Consider the following 20299-nt stretch of genomic DNA (forward strand, 5'->3'; position numbering starts at 1 on the left):
TTGCAATTTTTATTCAAACGTTCTAATATTCGTTCGTCGTCCCCATCTATGGCCAAAGTGCGACTTCGCCAGTCGTCCGTTTGCATTCGATATCTTGCCTGGATCTCGTCCAGAGTTGAGTCGCGGAAGCAAACGTAAGAAAGATTTCTGGAGGTACTGAAGAGCATGACTCTGCGACCGCGCACAATTAAGTGCCTTATAAATCCGAGCTGTCTATTGATCATGGGGGCCTGGCTTGCTGCATCCCATGGGCAAGCACGCGCCGCGGCTAGCAGTCCGCTCTCTGAGGTACCGCTCAAATCGGGTTGGGCGGTTCAGTCAGATTGCAAGGTCCACGGCGTAGGCGCAGAACTCTCCATGCCAAATGCGCGAACCGAGGCTTGGTATTCCGCAAGCGTTCCCGCAACTGTGCTCGCGGTGCAGGTTGCGGCAGGCGAATTCAAAGATCCCTTCGTAGGTACAAATCTGCGTTCGATCCCGGGGACATCTTACCCTCTGGGAGAAAACTTCTCGAATCTTGACATGCCAGCGGACAGCCCCTATCGCTGTGGTTGGTGGTATCGCAAGACGTTTCACGTTGCTGCCAGCGAACGAGGAAAGACGATCTGGCTGCGCTTCGGCGGCATCAACTACCGCGCCGACATCTGGCTGAACGGCCGGAAGATCGCCGACTCCGATCAGGTGCAGGGTGCCTATCGAACATATGAGTTCGACGTCACCAAAGCTATTAAGCCAAGTGAAGAAAATGTGCTGGCCGTGGAGACATTTGCTCCGACTCCGACCGATCTAGGCATCAACTGGGTCGACTGGAATCCTTGCCCGCCCGATAAAGACATGGGTCTCTGGGGGCCCGTTTCTCTGATGACAAGTGGATCGGTAGCAGTCCGTTCGCCAATGGCGACAACCCACTTCACGGATGCCTCCTTGCAGACGGCGGAGCTTACAATCCGCGCCGAAGTTAGCAACGCGACAGACCATCCGGTCGAAGGTCGTCTCGAAGGCACGGCCGCCGGCATACCCATCTCGCAGCTCGTGCGCCTGGCTGCGGGCGAAGAGAAGACAATCTCGTTTGCGCCAAGCGACTTTCCACAACTCCGGATCGAACACCCGCGGGTATGGTGGCCGGCGGACCAGGGTGCGCATCCGCTCCAGACCCTTACTCTTCGCTTCCTTCTGGATGGCATGGTTTCGGATGAGCAGTCCCGCCGCTTCGGTATACGCGAGGTTAACTCCGAGTTGACCGCAAAGGGATACCGCTTGTTTCGCGTCAACCAGCGACCCATTCTCATTCGTGGTGCAGGCTGGTCGCAGGATATGCTGCTTCGTCAACAGCCCGAGCGCCTTGCCGAGGGGTTTCGCATGGTGCACGACATGCACCTGAATACGATCCGCCTGGAAGGCAAGATGGAGACCGACGAGTTCTTTCGCCTGGCCGATGAGCAAGGGGTTCTGGTGATCGCGGGCTGGTGCTGCTGCGATCATTGGGAGCACTGGGACAAGTGGACGCCCGATACATTGAACGTCGCTACGGCTTCGCTGCAATCTCAAATCCTGCGCATCCGCAGCCATCCCAGCTTGATTGCGTGGTTGAACGGAAGCGACAATCCGCCGCCCGCGAACGTCGAGACGGCCTACCTGAAAGTTCTCGAGCAGATGCATTGGCCAAATGCCATCGTGTCTTCGGCCAGCGCAACACCAACCAGCGTGAGTGGTCAGAGTGGCGTCAAGATGACTGGCCCGTATGATTTTGTTGCCCCTTCTTATTGGCTCGTCGATACCAAGTATGGCGGGGCCTATGGATTCAACACCGAGACCAGCCCAGGTCCAGCAATTCCCTCACCGGAGAGTCTGAAAAAGATGTTGCCGCCTGATCATCATTGGCCGCAGGACGCAGTATGGGGCTATCACGCGGGCGGCGAAGGCTTCCAGGATATTCACGTCTTCAACGACGCCATGTCAGCAACCTACGGCGAAGCAAAGACCGCGGCGCGCTATAACCAGGTTGCCCAGTCTATGGCCTTCGATGGCGAGCGGGCCATGTTTGAGGCCTATGGCCGCAATAAGTACAACTCAACCGGGGTTATTCAATGGATGCTCAACAACGCCTGGCCTTCGAGCATCTGGCACCTCTACGACTACTACCTCGATGCAGCGGGCGGATACTACGGGACAAAGAAAGCGTGCGAGTTGCTGCATGTGCAGTACTCCTATGACGATCACAGTGTCTATGTCGTCAACAGCCTTTATAAGGCTACGCCCGGTCTAACTGCAGTTGCTCATGTGTATGACATCAACCTGAAGGAGTTGTTCAGCAAATCCACCGCTCTGGATGTCGGCCCCGATAGCTCGATCAAAGCATTCGACATCCCGCAAGCGGTGTTCCAAGCTCCATCCACCGTGTACTTTGTTCAGCTCGAGTTGAAGAATGCGAAGGATACGGTTGAGAGCAGAAACTTCTACTGGGTGCCGGCTAAGCTGACGGAGTTCGACTGGGCAAAGACTACTTACACGCACACCCCGACGAAGACATCTGAAGACATGACAGCTCTACAGAGCCTTTCAACTTCACGCGTCACAGCGACAGCGCGAAGCTCCGGGACGATGGTTCATCTGCACGTCTCGAATCCGTCGAAGGCCCTGGCCTTTCAAGTCGCAGCTGAGCTTGATGATGCTCAAGGGGGGAAGCTGACACGAATTACCTGGAGCGATAACTACATTGAACTGATGCCGGGCGAAGAGCGTGACTTGACTGCACAGCTGCCTTCCGACCTCCTCTCCGGCGTCGATTTGAAGGGGAAGTCTGGGTTGAAGGTGAAGATAGAAGGGTGGAATGTGGAGCCGGTGACCATCAACTCTCAGGTTACTCCCGAGAAGCCCGAGTCGCCTTTGTAACCACAGTGTGGACGCATGATCAATAAAGGGAAAAAAGAGGCATGATACCAACTGAGCTGCAACATGAGGGACAGACGGTCACGCTGAAGCGAAGTCTGCGCTATCGCGACCTCATCCTCTACGGCATCATCCTGATTCAACCGACTGCGCCGATGCCAGTCTTCGGTGTCATCTATCAGGAGTCGCGCGGTCACGTAGTGATGGCAATCCTGTTCGCGCTGGTCGCCATGCTGTTCACCGCGTACAGCTACGGCCGCATGGCGCGCGCCTATCCCAAGGGCGGTTCTGCGTTCACCTACGTGGGCGAAGAGTTGCATCCGGCTCTCGGCTACATGACCGGCTGGTGCATGGCCATGGACTACATTCTTAACCCATTGATCTGCACTATCTGGAGCAGTAAAGCCGCAATCAACTTTATTCCAGAAGTTCCTTACATCCTCTGGGTACTTTTCTTCGCCGGACTCTTCACCATCCTCAACCTGCGAGGCGTCGAAACCTCGGCGCGCATTAACTCTGCTGTCGCAGCAGGGTTAGGCATCGTGATCATTCTTTTTGTAGTCGCGGCCGTGCGATACATCTTCCATCTCCATACATCGTCATTCGCGTTCTATACGAACCCTGTCTACGATAGAAGTACCTTCTCGGCCCACTCTGTCTTTCGTGGCACCTCGATCGCGGTGCTCACCTACATTGGCTTCGACGGGATCTCTACACTGAGCGATGAGGCGCACGATCCATCCCGTACTATTCCACGTGCAATCATTCTCACCTGCCTCATCACCGGTGTTCTCGCTTCCATCGAGGTCTATCTGGCGCAGCTGGTGTGGCCACGCGGTGTCGCCTTCCCTGATCTCGACACCGCCTATGTAGCGATCGCGCGGCGCGCCGGAGGTCCCTTTCTATTCGCGTTGATGAATGGTGCGCTACTGATCGCTACCATCGGTTCCGGCATGGCGTCACAATTAGGAGCGGCACGGCTCTTGTTCGCCATGGGTCAAGACGGAGCTTTGCCGCGCAGGTTCTTCGGTACGCTCAATCCGATTCGTCGCATCCCACAGAACAACGTCCTGCTGATCGGCGCGATCGTCCTGGCAGGCTCACTCGCCATGAGCTACCAACTTGGAACCGAACTGCTGAACTATGGCGCTCTCCTGGCCTTCATGGGTGTCAACGTCGCATCCGCGGTACTAGCCTATCGCGCTCATCGTACCGCTGGTACGAACCCATTGTTCCCCATTGTGCTTTCTCTCTCCGGCTTCGTAGTTTGCTTCTTTTTGTGGCTCAATCTCGGCGCAACAGCACGATGGGCGGGTACCGTCTGGGCTACGCTGGGTATCGCTTTATGGCTACTTCGGAGACAGCAGATGAAGGGAAGGACACAGCTCCGCACGCGCTCATGAGAGATCGGATCTCAAAATCGGTAGGACGAAAATAGCCTAGGAGGTAAGTTGGCACAGTTCGATATAACCTTGGCCGGCGAGATCACCATAGATTTGCTCATGTACGGTTTACCGGAAGAGCTTCCCGTCGAGCGAGAATTTCTAGCCACCAGCATGGCTCTGACGCTCGGCGGTTCCTCCGCTATCACCGCGCACAACCTCGCCGTTCTAGGCAGCCGCATCGGCTTCATTCCGCAGCTGGGTGCCGATCCGTTCACGGATCTTTGTCTGCAACCTCTTCTTCGTGCAGGAGTAGACCTCTCTCATGCCGTCGCTCCGAAACCAGAAATAGGCACCGGTTTGACCGTCCTGCTACAACATGAACGCAGTCGCCGCGCCCTTACTTACTCGGGCACAATCTCCGACCTCCGCTACGAGGATCTCGACCTCGCCTATCTTGCCTCCGGCAGACACTTTCATCTGTCGTCGTTCTTCCTCCAACGCGGACTACGCAACGATGTGCCAAAACTTTTGGCCACAATGCGCCGGGCTGGCCTGACTACCTCGCTCGATACCAATGACGATCCCGCGAATTTGTGGGAGGGTCCAATCGCAGAGACCCTCACCCATCTCGATATCCTTATGCCCAACGAACGAGAAGCCTGCCGACTGGCGAATGAGTCCAATCTAGACGACGCGATTAACAAGCTGTCCGAGATGATTCCCATGCTGGTCATCAAACGCGGAGCCGCGGGTGCTTTAGTCATGCATGGAGGACTACGCTACGAAGCCCCTGGCCATCACACGGAGGTTATCGATGTCATAGGCGCCGGCGACAGCTTTAACGCCGGGTTTCTACACGCATTCGTTCACGGCGCCGGTCTGAGGGACTGTCTTGCGTTGGGCAATGCGTGCGGGGCCTATTCCACCACAGCAAGCGGAGGGACCCAGGCGTTTTCAATGCCACAACGGATGCAGGAATTTTTTGAGAGCCTTGGCGTTGTCGGGCAGATCGTTTCCTAACACCAAACGTACGTCGCCGGCCGTCTCAACGTATCTGATTTCAGGATGCCTTTATCTATCGTGACGACTCGCCATGCTGCGGTCTCGGAGGAGGGTCCGGTAGAGGTCGATCGTCTGCTTCGCAATCGCCGACCACGCAAAGGTCTCTTCCACACGTTTGCGGCCTGCCTCGCCGAACCGTTTCGCCTTCTCAGGATGAGCAAGGAGCTCGGAGATCTTTTCCGCAAGATCACGCGAGAACTTCTCAGGATCCGAAGGAAACGTTGTCACAGGGTCCTGCTCGAACGGCACCAGGTAGCCTGTCACGTTGTCCACCACAACCTCCAAAATTCCGCCCGTAGCGCTCGCCACTACAGGGGCGTGGCAAGCCATCGCTTCGAGATTGATGATGCCGAATGGCTCGTAGACAGAAGGGCAACAAAAGACAGCCGCGTTGCTGTAGAGCTGAATCGCCTCCGGCTTTGTCACCATCTTCTCGATCCATACCACTCGCGAGTTTATCTTGCTGACCTGTTCAACCTTTTCGCGCATCTCGGCCGCAATCTCTGGCGTATCCGGCGCGCCTGCGCAGAGCACCACCTGTGTCCCTTTTGGAAGATGAGGGATTGCCTCCACAAGATGCGTGACGCCTTTCTGCCGCGTGATCCGGCCGACGAACAAAACATAAGGTATCGTCGGATCAACTCCGTACTTGATCAGCGCCGACGCATCCGGAGTCTTCTGATACTCCTTCAGATCGATCCCGTTGTAGATCACGTGAATGCGTTCCGGCTTGATCTCCGGATAAGCGCGTAGAATATCTTCTTTGGTGCCGTGCGATACAGCGATCACTGCATCCGCATCCAGGATCGCGGTGCGTTCCATCCACGAACTCATCGCATATCCGCTACCAAGCTGCTCTGCCTTCCACGCACGGAGCGGCTCCAGACTGTGCGTTGTTAGTACAAACGGAACGTCAAAGAGTTTCTTTGCAAGAAAGCCCGCCATTGCCACGTACCAGGTATGCGTGTGCACAATGTCAATGGCCGCAAGCGACTTCATCTGGACAAGATTAAGACTCAGAGTCTCGAGCGCCGTCGTGTACTTCTCGTTAGTGCCCTTGGCGATCTCCGACCACGGCTCCGCACCGCGGACATGCAGATTTCCTTCGTCAAGAAACTGATTGCCCCAGCAGTGAACCTCGACTTCAATCGACTTGGCCAACTCCAGGCTGAGATATTCAACGTGAACTCCGGCGCCCCCATAGACATTGGGTGGGTACTCTCGTGTCATCAGACCAACTCGCAAGCAAAGCCTCCTCGTTCGATCTCAACCCATACGTCGAATCGAACAGAGACACATCATACGCAAATGCATCCAAAAATTCTGCACCCTGTCTTCGACTGCGGCAGACCCGCCGGAATGATTTTGCTCTATCGCGCCGTCAGTCGCTTGCTTACATTCCCGGCCTGATAGCGGATCAAGATGGCCAACTCTTCGGAGACGCGCCGAGGTTTGATCGTGCTTCCTCAACCAGAGTTTCCGCAGTGATCAACAGAGAGCCAAACTCCGGATGTCTTCGTAAGGCGCTCAGCCACGGGTCTGAAGTTAGAGTGGAGGGTGCGCAGACGAAGCCTGACTGCGCCGCCCGCTTCAGAACGCTCACCGAGGAATCTGTCATCCTGAGCCGGGCGTAGTGACGTGCGAAATAGACGAGAATTTCGGGTTCGCGAGTTGTGTCCGCCGTCTCCATGAGATGGACTGCCTCATCCGCTCTGCCTTCCAGAAGGGCCAACAGCGAACTCATGAGAGCGTTCATCAACTTGGATAACGGCATACGACCCAACCGTTCACGCAACAGGGTAATCGCTCGCTTCCGATTACCCAAGGCCGCCCAGGCCGCCGCGTCGAGATAGTAGGCAGCGCGTCCGCTATAGTGCTCTATGGCAGACGCAAATTCTCCAGCAAGGAATAACGTGTGAGCAACGCTTGTGACGAGCGCCGGATCTAACTCAACTCCTCGTCTGTGCGCTTCAACCGACTCTACAAGTAATCCCCGAAAACGAAACACCTGAATAAGACTCGTGAACGATTCCGGCTCCCCAGGATGACGCTCCAACCGTTCAAGGAGCCTCCCCATAGCCTCATCTGCATGTCCAGTGTCTACCTGCAGCAAGGTGTAGAACTGATGAGCGCAGGCCAACTCCGGATCGAGCGCAAACGCTCGCTGAAATGCGGCATGTGCCAACTCCAGATTCGCCGAAGAGTTGCCGCTGAATTTATCAAGGAACCAGCAACATCGACCCAACCACGCCCAGGCAGGTGCAAAGCTTGGGTCCGCAGCCAGGCAGGTCCAGTACAAATCGCGCGCGAGATGCATCGACTCCAAAGAACGTTGAACAGTCAACTCTTTCGCGCGCGTAAATTTCTCATATGTGGCTTGCGCGACGCCTGGTTCACCCGTAACTGCCAGTTCGAATCGATAGCCGTGTTTCGAAACGGTGCGAATCGTCTCGCGCCCGACAATTTTTCTCAGGCTCACGATTGTGTTGGTAAGGTTTGATTCACTCACATGAATCGATGGCCAGAGAGTGTTGATCAACTCTTGTTTGCTTACGAGACGTTCCGCCCTTCGCACCAGACAGAGGAGAGCGTCGAAGGCTTTGGGCTGGAGCTGGACCGGAATGCGAGCTCTCTTTAGGAGTCGCTCCTCTGGATGGAGCTCGAAATCACCGAACCGGTAGGCATAGTCAACCGAGCTTTGATTTTTCTTTGAAAATCCGTGTGTCATAAGTGGAATGTTCAACGTGGAAACAAGCCTACACTGCTCGCATGAGCGAGAGCAGAACACCAATAATCCATTCTCTTCCCTGCCAGACCAAGATACTCGGGATGGCGAAACATCGGCGACCCATAAACAAGCGGAGCATCAAGCTTCGCATCGCTGTCATCGGTTTTCTAATATGTGGATTTGGCGGACGTCCGGATCTGACGTCTCCCCTAATAGCCCAGGCAGTGTCAGACGCCGCGCCTCAGCCCGCTTCGGGACGGGACGGGCAACACGACTTCGACTTCAACATTGGGGTATGGCATACCCATATCAGGCGAGTCCTCGATCCGTTCGCAGGTTCTTCCAAGTCGATGGAACTCAACGGAACGGTCACAGTAAGGAAGGTCTGGGATGGTCGGGCCCAATTGGAGGAGATCGAGGCCGACGGCCCGAACGGACATTGGGAGGGGTTAACTCTATTTCTTTATAACCCTCAGTCCCATCAGTGGAGCCAGTCGTTCATCGATAGCAAGATGGGGGTTTTGAATACGCCGACGATCGGTTCGTTCAAAGACGGACGCGGGGAGCTCTTCTCCCAGGACACCTTTCACGACAAATCAATCCTGGTTCGCGGGGTGTGGTCTAACATCAAGCCGGGTTCTCATCGCTACGAAGAATCCTACTCGAATGACGGTGGTGCGACCTGGGCGGCGGCTTTCATTGCAGACCTGACACGGGAAACACAATCGACAGCCCTGGACGTTTCCGACGCCGGGGCGAACAAGGCTGCAAAGACCTCAACCGCAGCAGAGGACGGGCAACACGACTTCGATTTCGATTTCGGCACCTGGAAGACGCATTCTTCCCGACTTCTGCATCCCCTGACGGGATCGACGACGTGGGTCGACATGGACGGTGCCACCGTCGTCAAGAAAGTCTGGGATGGCCGCGCCAATCTGGCGGAGTACAAGGCGGATGGTCCAGCCGGTCACATCGAACTCTTGTCCCTGCGCTGGTTCAACCCATCGACACGGGAGTGGAACTTAGAGTTTGCGACGCCAACCGTTGGCACGCTCGGTATACCCGGCGTTAGCGAATTCAAGAATGGGCGTGGCGACTTTTATGACTACGAGTTAATCAACGGCAGATCGGTCCTTGTACGATTTTCCATTTGGAAGATCACTCCTGACACGGCACAATCCGAACAAGCGTTTTCAGACGATGGCGGAAAGACGTGGGAAGTCAACTGGATCAATAAATATGAAAGGGAAACTGAAAAATGACGGGGTACTCACCGATTACGCGTCGTCTCACCAACGCACTTCTCGACCGCAAGCCATCAATTAGCACGCCTAGGTCAGGTATTGGATGAATAGGACATCTGTGATCTGGAAGATCTGTGAAACTCGGCCAATGGGTGATCTCTTTGGCATCCGATTATCCATGAGGAGCCGACGATGAATTTTTGTGCTTCACCTTAAAGAGCCATAAGCGACCACGAACTCTGCTCCTGGCGAGTCGGGTCGGCAGTCAGACTCCTCGTAAAAACAGTACCGGGGTGGCCAACCTGACAGAGTCAGGAGGCTGACTAGCGGACGTGGGTCATGCTACATCCGTGTGGGGACACAAAGGCGGGCTAGAAGGTGAACGCAAGCCCGGCCTGAATCGTCCGAGGTGACTGCGCAAGGAACAGGGTCTGTCCATCCGCCGACAGGAATGGTCGATAACCCTGCGCCAAAAGATTTGTGACGTCAACCGTAGCCTCGAGCCCCGGCGGCAATAGACTTCCCAGCCGTAAAGTCTGCCGCAGATAGCAACTGAGGTACGCCTGATCACTGAAAGGAGCATAGGGATCAACCGCGGTCACGAGTCGTGTCGGCTGCCAGCGATAAGCTGCTCGAACCGCTGTACCACTGCGGAGCACCCGGCCTCTCAAAGCGACCGTCGCAGTCCGGGCGCTCACCGGCGCAAGGTCAGATCCAGTTCCGGGCAGACCGACAGCAGCCCCATCTTTTGCGCCAAGCCCCGCTCCGGTGCCATACTCCAACGCAACCCAAAGGTTAGTGGTCAGCGGCTCGGTCATCATTACATTCAGGCCCCTGACGTTATAGCCCGCACTCAAAAATCTGAAGTTCCCCGTCGTGGAATCCGCGATAATCCCGCTCGCGCCGTTCTGTCCTGTCTGAGCAATATCAGCCGCAGTCAACGCGCCGCCACCAGAAACCGCCACCCTATCAAGGGAATCACTGTAATACGCGACCTGCACCATTCCCCGGCCAGTCTTCCGACCGACAGTAAACTCCTGGTGCAGTCCGCCCTCGGTCTGGATCTTCCCCTGGTAGATCGCGGCTACAGGCAGCTCACGCTTAACAGTATCGAGCCCAGCAAACGACTGCAGATCCTGCGACGTAGCCATTCGGTAGCCGAAGTTCCAGTTCTCGGTGGGGTGCGCCGTGACCTTCAGGAACGGCCGCGACCCGGAGGCATAACCAGAGGTCCGGACAACATACACGGTGCCTCCAGCCTCCACGTCCACCAAGTCCCCAAGTTGCATCTTCTGCCCGCTGGCCAGCTGCATCACTTCCAGCCCAGACGAGCCGTTCGGCCCCAGCACCTCAGGATGCCCCTGATAGCTCAACACCGTTCGTGCCGCGCCCCCCATCCCGAGCTGCATTCCATACCCGGTCGCAACTTCAGTGGATTGCCCCACAAAAGGTGCCCCAGGTTGGGTCCCAATATCCGCATGCAGTGTCAAACCGGCGCCGTCATCGAGTACTCGGTCGAACGCAAAAACATTGTGAATTCCGTTACTCCCGAACCCGCCATCGCCAGCCGTAACCTCGGCGCGCACTCTTTCAGCACGCTTAGGCGTCTCTCGAACGCTGGATGAGACCATGATCACGTCGCCATCTTCAGTCAGCCGAAGGATTGGACGATTAGCCACCGATCGCAAAGTCCACTTCCAATCGTCACCCGGTTCATCTGCCTTGCGCCGCTCTGCCGGAAGCCACGCAGTCGATTCGAAAAGAGTACTCAAAGTGAGATTGACGACCGCCTGAGCTCCAGACTGAAGTTGCAAGTTACCCCGCATTGCCGGAACAAACAGCGCCGCACTGGCTCGTACCTCATATTGGCCGGGAAGCAGATGAGAGATGAAATAGCGCCCATGAAGATCAGTAAACGCAGTTCCAGCCATTGCAGAATCAGCTGCTATTACCTGAACCAAAGCACCCAGCTGCGCTACACCCTGCGCATCGCGAACCACCCCCGAGACAGCCGCACTTTGTCCCACGGCAACGCCGACGGCTGCAGACAGCAGCATCAGCGACAGAAGCGCGATCTTCACCTGGGGTCGTTGCACAGTAAAACCGTCCTGCGCGTCGAATGGCTGTCCAGAGTCATCCCGCACCCAGAAAAATTAGGGGGCGGCGTTACAGAGTGCGATGTAACTGGTTATTACGAATTAGCGTCTGTATAACCATGTTCCCGTTCTAACCGCACCTGTCTAATCTACGTTAAACGGCGCAGATTCTGCGATCTGCTGCTTCGTTATTCCATCATTTACTTTGATGTTGACCTGATACTTACCGGGCTGAAGACTCGCCAGCGGCAAACTCTTTTCAATCGTAACCTGATCGGCGTTAGGGTTGGTCTTCGACGTCAGCTCCTGCGTCTCAAGAATGGACTTATTCGTTGCCACGTCCAAAATCTGATACTCGATCGTCGCACCATTCTGCTTGCTCTTCTCGTCGATCCCCAGGTTATAAACCTGCATCCAGAAGTTCAGATTCTGTGCTCGATGAAACGTAACAGGCACCCCAATTCCAGTAGGAACGCGTGGAGTAATGTGTGTGTCGCCAATGATGAAGTTTCCAGCGCCGATATCCTTCGATGGCACTCTTTCCATGGAAGAAGCCAGAATGAGGGAAGACGAAGCAAGCCGGTCATCATCGTAGGCTGGCACGTTCAAACTACGTTGCCACCTGCCAATATGGTCGGGATTATTGACGTCCTTGATAACAATATCGATCTTGTACAGCCCAGGACGCAGCGGCAGCGACTTCCAATAGACGGACTGATCAGTTCGTTTGCGCGCAAGCAGTTCGCTCGGGACCTGGACACTGACCGTATCTTCGAAGGTCTGTATTGCTTTGTGATTCAGATTCGAGACGCGGCCCAGGATGTTCACCGTGCCCATCGCGACACCATCTTTATTCGTAAACGTAATGTCGCCGTTTTTGATCTGCAACGTTACAGGAACCAAGATCGTATCGTTGGTGACTTTCACGTAGTCGGTACGCACGTCAAATAGAAATGGAGGCCCGGTGAGAATCTTCGAAGTCGTCATAAACGACTCCATATCCTTGAACTTGATCTCCGGAGGAGCCATCAATTTGGCGAATCGATCCAATCGGTCAAACTGCTTGCTTTGGTTCTGAGACGATAGCGGCCCTGCACCAAGCTGTTCCAGTCCGCCGCCCGAAAATCGGTCTGCCTGTTTCGACTGTCCGGTCTGCTCATAAAGTGTCTGGCCAGCACCTGGGGTGTGCTTCAGAGCATCTTTCTCGGAGCGATCAATCGTCATGTGATAGTCGCCGCACATGCAGGTATCGACAAATTCGATATCAACGTTGTCCCCGATACCCGCCAGATAGCGGTAGTGCCAAATCTCGAAGGGAAACGTAGAGGTATTTCCGCCACCTTCTTCGACAGGGCGCTCGTAGCTTCCGCCGCTCGGATGCGAGTCGATATTGTCGGGCTTCCCGTAAGCAATATAAATATGACCGCGATCAGTTCTCCAGCCAGGCTTGCCGGCGGCGAAGTGGTCGTTCGAATAAGCGATGCGCGCGTAGTGTTCCTCGCGAAACTCGTTCTCCGGCGAGTCAGGATTCGGATTGCGTCGTAACCAGAAGTTCTCAATAAACTGGTCGCGCTCCTCGTCATTGCTCAAGCTTTTGAACGCCTGCAACTCCTGGTCGGTGATGATCCAACGAACGTCCTCATCCACCCACTTCTTGTAAACACCCTTCAACTCGGCCTTCAGCGCCTTCTGCTGGTCGCGCTTCTCTTTATCGCTAAGAGGACGCTTCAAAGGATCCGGCTTTTCCACCGTCACCGGTCCCTTCGTCACGCCGTCGGCCTGTGCGGAATCGCTAGGTGCTTCCTGGGCAGTCAAAACATGCCCCCCCATCAGGATCAACAAAAATAGGGTCGTGCTCGATACCAAGCGCCGGGAAGTCGTCATAAAGAAGGGGTGCACTCCTGTTACCAACCAACATTGTAGAGCGGTTACATCTTCGTTACAAGAGGAGACTCCAGACCGCCCCTGATATCATCGCTCGTATTCCCGGGCAAGCCCATAAGTCTCGTCTACCGGATAGTTGCAGGCTTTTGCGCAGTTTCTCGTAAAGTGATCTCACTCAGGTTTTGGCAAGATTACGGAACGCAATTTCTTCCGCTTCCGTACTGTCTTTAGCAAGCACCGACTCCCAACCACCTCTGCACTGCCGCGGAGGTGCGATAGAAAGCGGCAATGAGCACAAAGAAAATCCTCTTGATCGTAGTTGCGGTCCTGGTTCTTGCAGGCATCGTCGTCGGCACCATCCTTCATGGGCAGGCCAGCGTTACGAAGGTCTCCACAGGCAAGGCCGTGCACCAGGATCTGGTCTCTATCGTCAACGGCACCGGCCAAATCAAGCCGAAGACTTACGTCAACGTCGGTGCCACCGCCTTCGGGCGCATCACCCACCTCTATGTCAAAGAAGGCGATCACGTAAAGGCTGGTACGACCCTCGCCACGGTCGAAAGTGTCCAACCGCAGGCCACCGTCGCAGCCCAGCAAGCGACTATCGCCTCATCGCGCACAGACATCACCAGCTACACTGCCGCGGAAAAGACCGCCGAGGCAAACATCGCCCAGGGCAAAGCTGACCTTGAACAGAAAAAACTCGACTTCGGCCGCGCCGAGTCCTTGTACAACGAAAAGCTGATCGCGAAACAGGACTTCGACGCCAAGAAAGCCGCGTACGACATGGCTTCCGCTACCCTCGCCCAGCGGCAGGCTGCTCTCGCTCAAGCTATCGCGCAGACCGAATCGCAACGCGGCCACATGAACCAGGCAGTCGCCAGTCAGCGTGCAAACTTCGACGCCCTCGACAAAACCATCAGCCGCGCCCCGTTCGATGGACTTGTTACCAACGTTCCCGTGCGTGAGGGCGAAACTGTCGTCGTTGGTATCCAGAACGCCGGCGGATCCACAATCATGACCCTCGCCGATATGTCCGTCATTACAGCGGAGGTCAAGGTCGACGAAACTGACATTGTCAACGTCTCCCTGAACCAGCCCGCTGATGTCTCCGTCGACGCGCTGCCAGGTCGGGTCTTCAAAGGCCACGTCACCGAGGTTGGCGATCAGGCCCTTCTCCGAACCACCGGCCTCTCGACCACACAGAGCACCACAGGTACCGAGGAAGCCAAGGACTTCAAGGTCGTCGTCACCCTCGACCAGGCCTCCGACGATCTTCGCCCGGGCCTCTCGGCTACAGCAAAGATAACAACCGCCCACAAGCCGAACGCCCTCATCATCCCCATTCAGGCGCTTGTGCAGCGTGATCCTGCCGTCGAAAAAGCACTCGCAGCGAACGCAGGCAAACCAAGCGTAGTATCCGCTTCCACCTCCAGCGCTCCCGAACGCAAACCTCAACCGGTCCAGGGGGTCTACGTGCTCCGGACAGACCATAAAAAGCGCCGCGCCATCTTCGTTCCAATCACCACTGGGGTCACAGGAGCCACAGATATCGAGGTCCTCAGCGGTTTGAAAGATGGTGATGAAATCGTCACTGGACGCTATCGAATCCTGAGAACCCTAAAGAGTGGAACTTCCGTCAAAGTAGACAACAGCGTTGAAGCTCCAGGCGACTCCGACAAATCATAAGAAAAAAACCTGAATATACCGAAAAAAAGCCTTAAAATTGTTGTTCTCGGAGTGACTCAGTCAATACCGCGGAACCATCCCACCACCCCAAACGTACTATCCTGAAATACGTAGGAGCACGGAGAACCGGATGGCCATTGAAACTGCAGTCGAATCCAACCTAAGCACCAGCAACGCCTCCGGACCCACCCCCGGAGACGTCATCGTCACCGACAATCTCTGGAAGACCTACGAGATGGGCGATCAGCAGGTGCACGCCCTCCGCGGTGTCAACCTCCGCATCCGCCACAATGAGTACGTTGCCATTATGGGTCCCTCTGGCTCCGGCAAGTCCACCCTGATGAATCTCATTGGTTGTCTCGACTCGCCCTCCCAAGGCCGCTACTGGCTCAACGGCCATGACGTCTCCGAGCTTAACGACGATGAGCTCGCCCGAATCCGCAACAAAGAGATCGGGTTCGTCTTCCAGACCTTCAACCTGCTCGCCCGCGCCACATCGCTCCACAACGTCGAGCTGCCTCTGATCTACAACGGCACACCCGCAGCTGCACGCACCGAGCGAGCAAAGAGTGTCCTCGAGTCAGTCGGTCTCGGCACTCGCATGATGCACAAGCCCAACGAACTCTCCGGCGGTCAGCGTCAGCGCGTCGCCATCGCCCGTGCTTTGGTGAACAAACCCTCAATCATCCTCGCCGACGAACCCACCGGCAACCTCGACTCCAAAACGGGCGACGAGATCATGGCTCTGTTCGACGAACTTCATGCCGGCGGTAACACCATCATCCTCGTCACCCACGAGCCCGACATCGCCGAATACGCCCACCGAATCGTCACCATCCGCGACGGCGTCATCGCCGGCGACCATCTCTCGGCGCGCATCCGTAACTGACTGCAGCATCAGTTGCGATAAAGATTCAATGCGGCACGGTTACATCCGCACCCAGCTCATTCCCGTCTAAAATGGAATGATGGCAAAAGCGTTTCGTCGTTCGCGCTTCCTTGGAGCCCTCGCTGCTACTCTTCTGGCCTGCCCGCTGCTCCACGCTGACCCCGCGCGCTTCGACCTGGCTGGGCCAAAGGTAGACGTCCACGTCACGCGCTCTGGCAAAGTTCTGCCCATTGCCCAAGTCCCCAACCTGCAGCCTGGCGACAAGATCTGGCTCCGCGCAGACCTGCCCCCCACGCAATCAGTTCACTACCTCCTGGTCGCCGCCTTCCTGCGCGGAACCACAAATCCTCCGCCGGACAACTGGTTTTTTGAGATCCAGACCTGGAATAAAAAAGTCCGCGAAGAGGGCGTCACCATCACCGTCCCCGCCGAGGCTCAGCAGGTAATCCTCTTCCTTGCGCCCGAAACCGGAGGCGATTTCAGCACCCTTCGCTCCGCGGTTCGCGGTCGCCCCGGCATCTTCGTCCGCGCGTCTCAAGACCTCATCGAGGCCGGCTTCGAGCAGGCCCGCATTGAGACCTACCTCGCCGCTATCCGCCGTGTGCCACCCGAAGACTCCAAGGGTCTCGCCGAACACTCTGATCTTCTCTCCCGCACCCTCAATCTCAAGCCGAACGGAGACTGCTTCAAACGCCCCGTCGACATGCAGGCCGCTTGTCTCACTCAAGCCGGAAACCAAAGTCTTCTCGATGATGGCCATGGCCAGACCGTCGCCGACGCGTTGAGCAGTGGAGCAAACTCTGACTTCATCGCTCAGGCCAGCTATACCCAACTCGCCGGAGCAGGTACTTACAGCGCCTATGTCGGTGCAATCGTGGATCTTATCCGCATCACCAGTAGCCTTCACACCGCCAAGTATCAATACATTCCCGCAATTGCCTTTCCTGATGGCGATGCTCTCAACCTTCGCCTCAACACCCCACCCTCCTTCAACAACCCCAAATCCGTCATCGTCATCGGCCTTCCTGCAATTCAGGCTTCTCTCCCCCCACCCCTCCGCGCCTCCAGTCCTGACAGCGTCTCCTGCCTGCTCAAACCCGCTGTTGTTCTTCCTGTAGAGGGCGCGCCTCTTGTCTACGCGACCACGCTGGCACACGATCTCGTCCTTCATATCGATGGCCCCAACGGCGGCACCGATATTCCGGTTAAGCCGGACGCCTTTGAAGGCGGCCTCGTCCTCTCCCACGCACCCGCGCGGAAGCCCCTGTCCCTCGAATCGAACCCAGACGCAAACTCCGACCCTGTACAAAACGTCAGTTCCAACGCAACTCCGGAATCCCAACCGGCGGTAGCGGCCTCTGCACCTGCATCGCATCAAACCACCAACACCGTCACCGGCACCATTACCGGCTTTTGGGGCTTCGACGCCTTCAAAGGTCCCACCCTCCAGCTCCAGGACACCCCAGGAAAAGACTGGAAGCTCGCCGACGATGACGTGTTGATCGCAGGCCGCGAAAATCATCTCATGCTCAGCTCCACCGGCACCGCATGCGTCGACACCATCTCTCTCGACACCAGCGCCGGCAAATTGGTCGAAACCAAGTGGAAGCCAACGGGCAAACCTGCTGCGGTCGACGTAACCGTCTCTCTCAAATCCATCAACCCGGGTGCCCTTCACCTCGCTATCAAACAGTTTGGCGACACGAAGGCAAGCACAGTCGCCGCCAAGACTTACTCTGAACCCGCACGTCTAGCCTCGCTCGAACTCCACGCCGGGGACACCACCGCAGACCTCACCGGTTCCAGCCTCGATCAGGTCCAGCAGCTAACCATCAACGACCTCACCTTTACCCCCGCTCCGCCAAGCACGCCCTCTAATCAGGACACCGCGACCCCAACTCCCGCGCCACCTAACTCCGACACTCAACTTCGTCTTACCCTTCCCCCAAACAGCCAGGCGCTCAAACTTCGCGTCGGCGACCATCTTACCGCCAGCTTGTCACTCAAAGACGGTCGCACCCTCACTCTTCCCGTCACGGTCTCGCCACCACGGCCCTCCGTTACTCTCATCAGCAAGAACATCGGCCAATCGAGCACTACGCCCATCCACCTAGCCGACCAGGACGATCTGCCAGCCGACCAGCAACTCACCTTCTCCCTCAAGTCAGTTGTGCCCTTTCCCCGCTCCGGCAAGATTGAAATAGCGAACGCCGACGAAAGTCTGCACACCACCCTGAGTGTCTCCTCCGGCAACCTGGTACTTCAAAATCCGCACACCATCCTCGCCACCCTGGATCCCCTCAAGGACTTTGGCGCCTCCGCCTTTGGGCCACTCCGCCTTCGCCCCGTCTCCCCCGACGGAACCACCGGCGACTGGCTCCCACTTGTCACTCTCGTCCGCCTCCCAACCTTCAAAGACCTTCACTGCCCCGCCGACACCACCCAGCCCTGCACTGTCACCGGCTCCAGCCTCTATCTGGTAGATTCCATCGCCACCGACGTTGCCTTTACCTCTCCAATCACTGTCCCGGAAGGGTTCGTTGGTACCGCTCTTACGCTCCCCCGCCCCGCAAAGACCGGCTTCTTTCTCCGCCTGCGCGACGACCCCACGTCCGCGAATACCGTAATTCTTCCAATCCTGCCTCAGGCGGCGCCGACCGCCGCACCTAACTCCCCGACCGCGTCCGCCAGCCCCAAGAGCCCACTGAGAAATTAGCAACCACTAGTCTAGGAGCAAATCAGAGCCAAATGAAAAGAAGACGCCCAGCCGAAGCCGGACGCCCTTCTTGCTCTCAAAATCTGTCTGCTACTTGATCTCCACTGACTCCTTCGCTTCAAGGCTCTGCTGCAGCGTACTGTGTTTTCTGCTGTAGGTGAAATAGACAACGAGCCCGATAATCAGCCACACGATCAATCGGACCCAGTTCCAGATTCCCAGCTTGTACATCATGTAGCCATTGAAGAAAATCCCAAGAATCGGCACGAACGGCACCAGCGGTGTCTTGAACGGCCTTGCGCGATCAGGATCGGTCCTCCGCAGCACAATCACGGCGATACATACGATGACAAACGCCAACAGCGTTCCGATGTTCACCATCTTGCCAATATCGTCGATGGGAGTAATGCTTCCCACAATTGCGGCTAAAAGGCCTGCGAGGATCGTACCCTTCCACGGCGTCCTGAACTTATGGTGGATATCCCCAAAAAACTTCTTCGGCAGCAAACCGTCGTGTGCCATCGAGTAGAGTACCCGACTCTGCCCCAGCAACATCACCAACATCACGCTGGTCAACCCGGCCAGCGCACCAATGGTCACGATGTTTGAAGCCCACGCCAGGTTGTGATCGAGAAAGGCCCGCGAGATTGGTGCTTCAATATTCACCTCGCGCCACGGCACCATCCCAGTCAGAACGGCCGCCACGCCGATATAAAGAAGCGTGCAGATAGAAAGCGACACAATGATTCCAATTGGCAGATCGCGCTGCGGATTCTTTGCCTCCTGAGCCGTCGTGGACACCGCGTCGAAACCAATATAAGAGAAGAACACGAGCCCAGCAGCCAGTCCAATTCCGCCAACGCCAAACGGCGCGAAGCTATGCCAGTCCGTCCCCCAATTCGACTTGGTGATGTAGTGCGATCCAAGGCCAAGCACAAACAGCACGATTCCAACTTTGATAGCCACGATGGTCGCGTTGAACTTCGCGCTCTCTTTAATGCCCACCACGAGCACCGCTGTAATCACCAGCGCAATCAGGAAAGCCGGTACATTGACCCCGATCTCCACTCCAAAGATGTGTGGTGCATTCAACAGCGCATGCGCCTGGGTCACAAGTTCGGGCGGATGCGCCGCCTTCAATGCGTCCATCGCATCGCTGAACGCTGGAGTACCCGGAACCATGCCCGGATGAGAGCTCAAAACCATGCCTCTCGCCACACGATCGGTCGCCTGCCTCAGCCCCGTCCAGTGATCATAGGCCAGCCATAAGGGAAACCTGAGATGGAAGATGTTCAGCATCTCTACAAAATTGTTCGACCAACCCGAACTCACCGTGCTCGCGCCCATCGCGTACTCAAGCGTCAGATCCCACCCGATGATCCACGCGATCAACTCACCCAGGGTCGCATACGCATAGGTGTAGGCGCTGCCTGCCAACGGAATCATCGCCGCAAATTCCGCATAGCACAATCCCGCGAAGGCGCATCCCAACCCGCTCAGCACAAATGCCAGCATCAGGCTAGGCCCGGCGGTTCTCGCTCCCAATCCGCTCAGCACGAAGATACCTGCACCGATCACCGCGCCGATGCCGAGTGCAGTCAACTGCACTGGCCCCAGCACCCGCTCCAGTGTATCGACGCCATGTTCATTGGCCTCGGCCATCATCTTGTTCATCGACTTCTTGGCAAACAAATTTCCCATGCGCGCTCTAATCTCC

Annotated in this window: 12 protein-coding genes; 7 read left to right on the forward strand and 5 right to left on the reverse strand. The window is 56.5% G+C overall.

Annotated elements, in window-relative coordinates:
• Positions 1 to 357: 357 nt before the first annotated feature.
• Genes RBB81_RS18210 through RBB81_RS18220 form a run of 3 tightly spaced genes read left to right on the forward strand, consistent with a single transcriptional unit; the run spans position 358 to position 5294 of the window.
• Entirely contained in the window at positions 358 to 2892 is a 2535-nt protein-coding gene (locus RBB81_RS18210) for a glycoside hydrolase family 2 protein (protein ID WP_353071609.1), read from the forward strand.
• A 41-nt stretch (positions 2893 to 2933) separates the two neighbouring features.
• Positions 2934 to 4292, forward strand: coding sequence for an APC family permease (locus RBB81_RS18215; RefSeq protein WP_179584409.1), 1359 nt, complete (start codon positions 2934 to 2936; stop codon positions 4290 to 4292).
• Positions 4293 to 4340: 48 nt separating this feature from the next.
• Positions 4341 to 5294, forward strand: coding sequence for a carbohydrate kinase family protein (locus tag RBB81_RS18220; protein ID WP_353071610.1), 954 nt, complete (start codon positions 4341 to 4343; stop codon positions 5292 to 5294).
• 51 nt (positions 5295 to 5345) lie between these two features.
• Here the strand turns inward: RBB81_RS18220 and glgA are convergent, their stop codons facing one another.
• Together glgA and RBB81_RS18230 are read right to left on the reverse strand one after the other, a co-directional pair.
• On the reverse strand, positions 5346 to 6581 hold the full coding sequence (glgA, locus tag RBB81_RS18225) for a glycogen synthase (protein WP_353071611.1): 1236 nt from the start codon (positions 6579 to 6581) through the stop codon (positions 5346 to 5348).
• Positions 6582 to 6753: 172 nt separating this feature from the next.
• Positions 6754 to 8064, reverse strand: a complete 1311-nt coding sequence (locus RBB81_RS18230) for a winged helix-turn-helix domain-containing protein (RefSeq protein WP_353071612.1) — start codon at positions 8062 to 8064, stop codon at positions 6754 to 6756.
• Positions 8065 to 8414: 350 nt separating this feature from the next.
• On the opposite strand from RBB81_RS18230, the gene RBB81_RS18235 reads away from it, so the two are divergent.
• Positions 8415 to 9326, forward strand: a complete 912-nt coding sequence (locus RBB81_RS18235) for a hypothetical protein (RefSeq protein ID WP_353071613.1) — start codon at positions 8415 to 8417, stop codon at positions 9324 to 9326.
• Positions 9327 to 9679: 353 nt separating this feature from the next.
• Here the strand turns inward: RBB81_RS18235 and RBB81_RS18240 are convergent, their stop codons facing one another.
• Positions 9680 to 11404, reverse strand: a complete 1725-nt coding sequence (locus tag RBB81_RS18240) for a carboxypeptidase-like regulatory domain-containing protein (protein ID WP_353071614.1) — start codon at positions 11402 to 11404, stop codon at positions 9680 to 9682.
• Between the two features lie 144 nt (positions 11405 to 11548).
• Positions 11549 to 13288, reverse strand: a complete 1740-nt coding sequence (locus RBB81_RS18245) for a GWxTD domain-containing protein (RefSeq protein ID WP_179584415.1) — start codon at positions 13286 to 13288, stop codon at positions 11549 to 11551.
• Between the two features lie 288 nt (positions 13289 to 13576).
• Between RBB81_RS18245 and RBB81_RS18250 the strand changes: the two genes are divergently transcribed.
• The 3 genes from RBB81_RS18250 (at position 13577) to RBB81_RS18260 (ending at position 18582) form a co-directional block, all read left to right on the forward strand.
• Positions 13577 to 14977 carry an efflux RND transporter periplasmic adaptor subunit gene (locus RBB81_RS18250; RefSeq protein ID WP_179584417.1) on the forward strand — a complete coding sequence of 467 codons (1401 nt, stop codon included), beginning with the start codon at positions 13577 to 13579 and terminating at the stop codon, positions 14975 to 14977.
• A gap of 130 nt (positions 14978 to 15107) precedes the next feature.
• Positions 15108 to 15866: an ABC transporter ATP-binding protein gene (locus tag RBB81_RS18255; RefSeq protein ID WP_281376719.1), complete on the forward strand. Its 759-nt coding sequence runs from the start codon at positions 15108 to 15110 to the stop codon at positions 15864 to 15866.
• A 76-nt stretch (positions 15867 to 15942) separates the two neighbouring features.
• A complete protein-coding gene (locus RBB81_RS18260) occupies positions 15943 to 18582 on the forward strand; it encodes a hypothetical protein (RefSeq protein WP_353071615.1) in 2640 nt (879 codons plus the stop codon).
• A gap of 90 nt (positions 18583 to 18672) precedes the next feature.
• Here the strand turns inward: RBB81_RS18260 and RBB81_RS18265 are convergent, their stop codons facing one another.
• The gene (locus RBB81_RS18265; protein ID WP_353071616.1) at positions 18673 to 20283 is read right to left on the reverse strand and encodes an amino acid permease; all 1611 of its coding nucleotides are present in this window, start codon (positions 20281 to 20283) and stop codon (positions 18673 to 18675) included.
• Between the last annotated feature and the right edge of the window lie 16 nt (positions 20284 to 20299).

Source organism: Tunturibacter gelidoferens (genome assembly GCF_040358255.1).
In the GTDB taxonomy this organism is placed as follows: Bacteria; Acidobacteriota; Terriglobia; order Terriglobales; family Acidobacteriaceae; genus Edaphobacter; species Edaphobacter gelidiferens.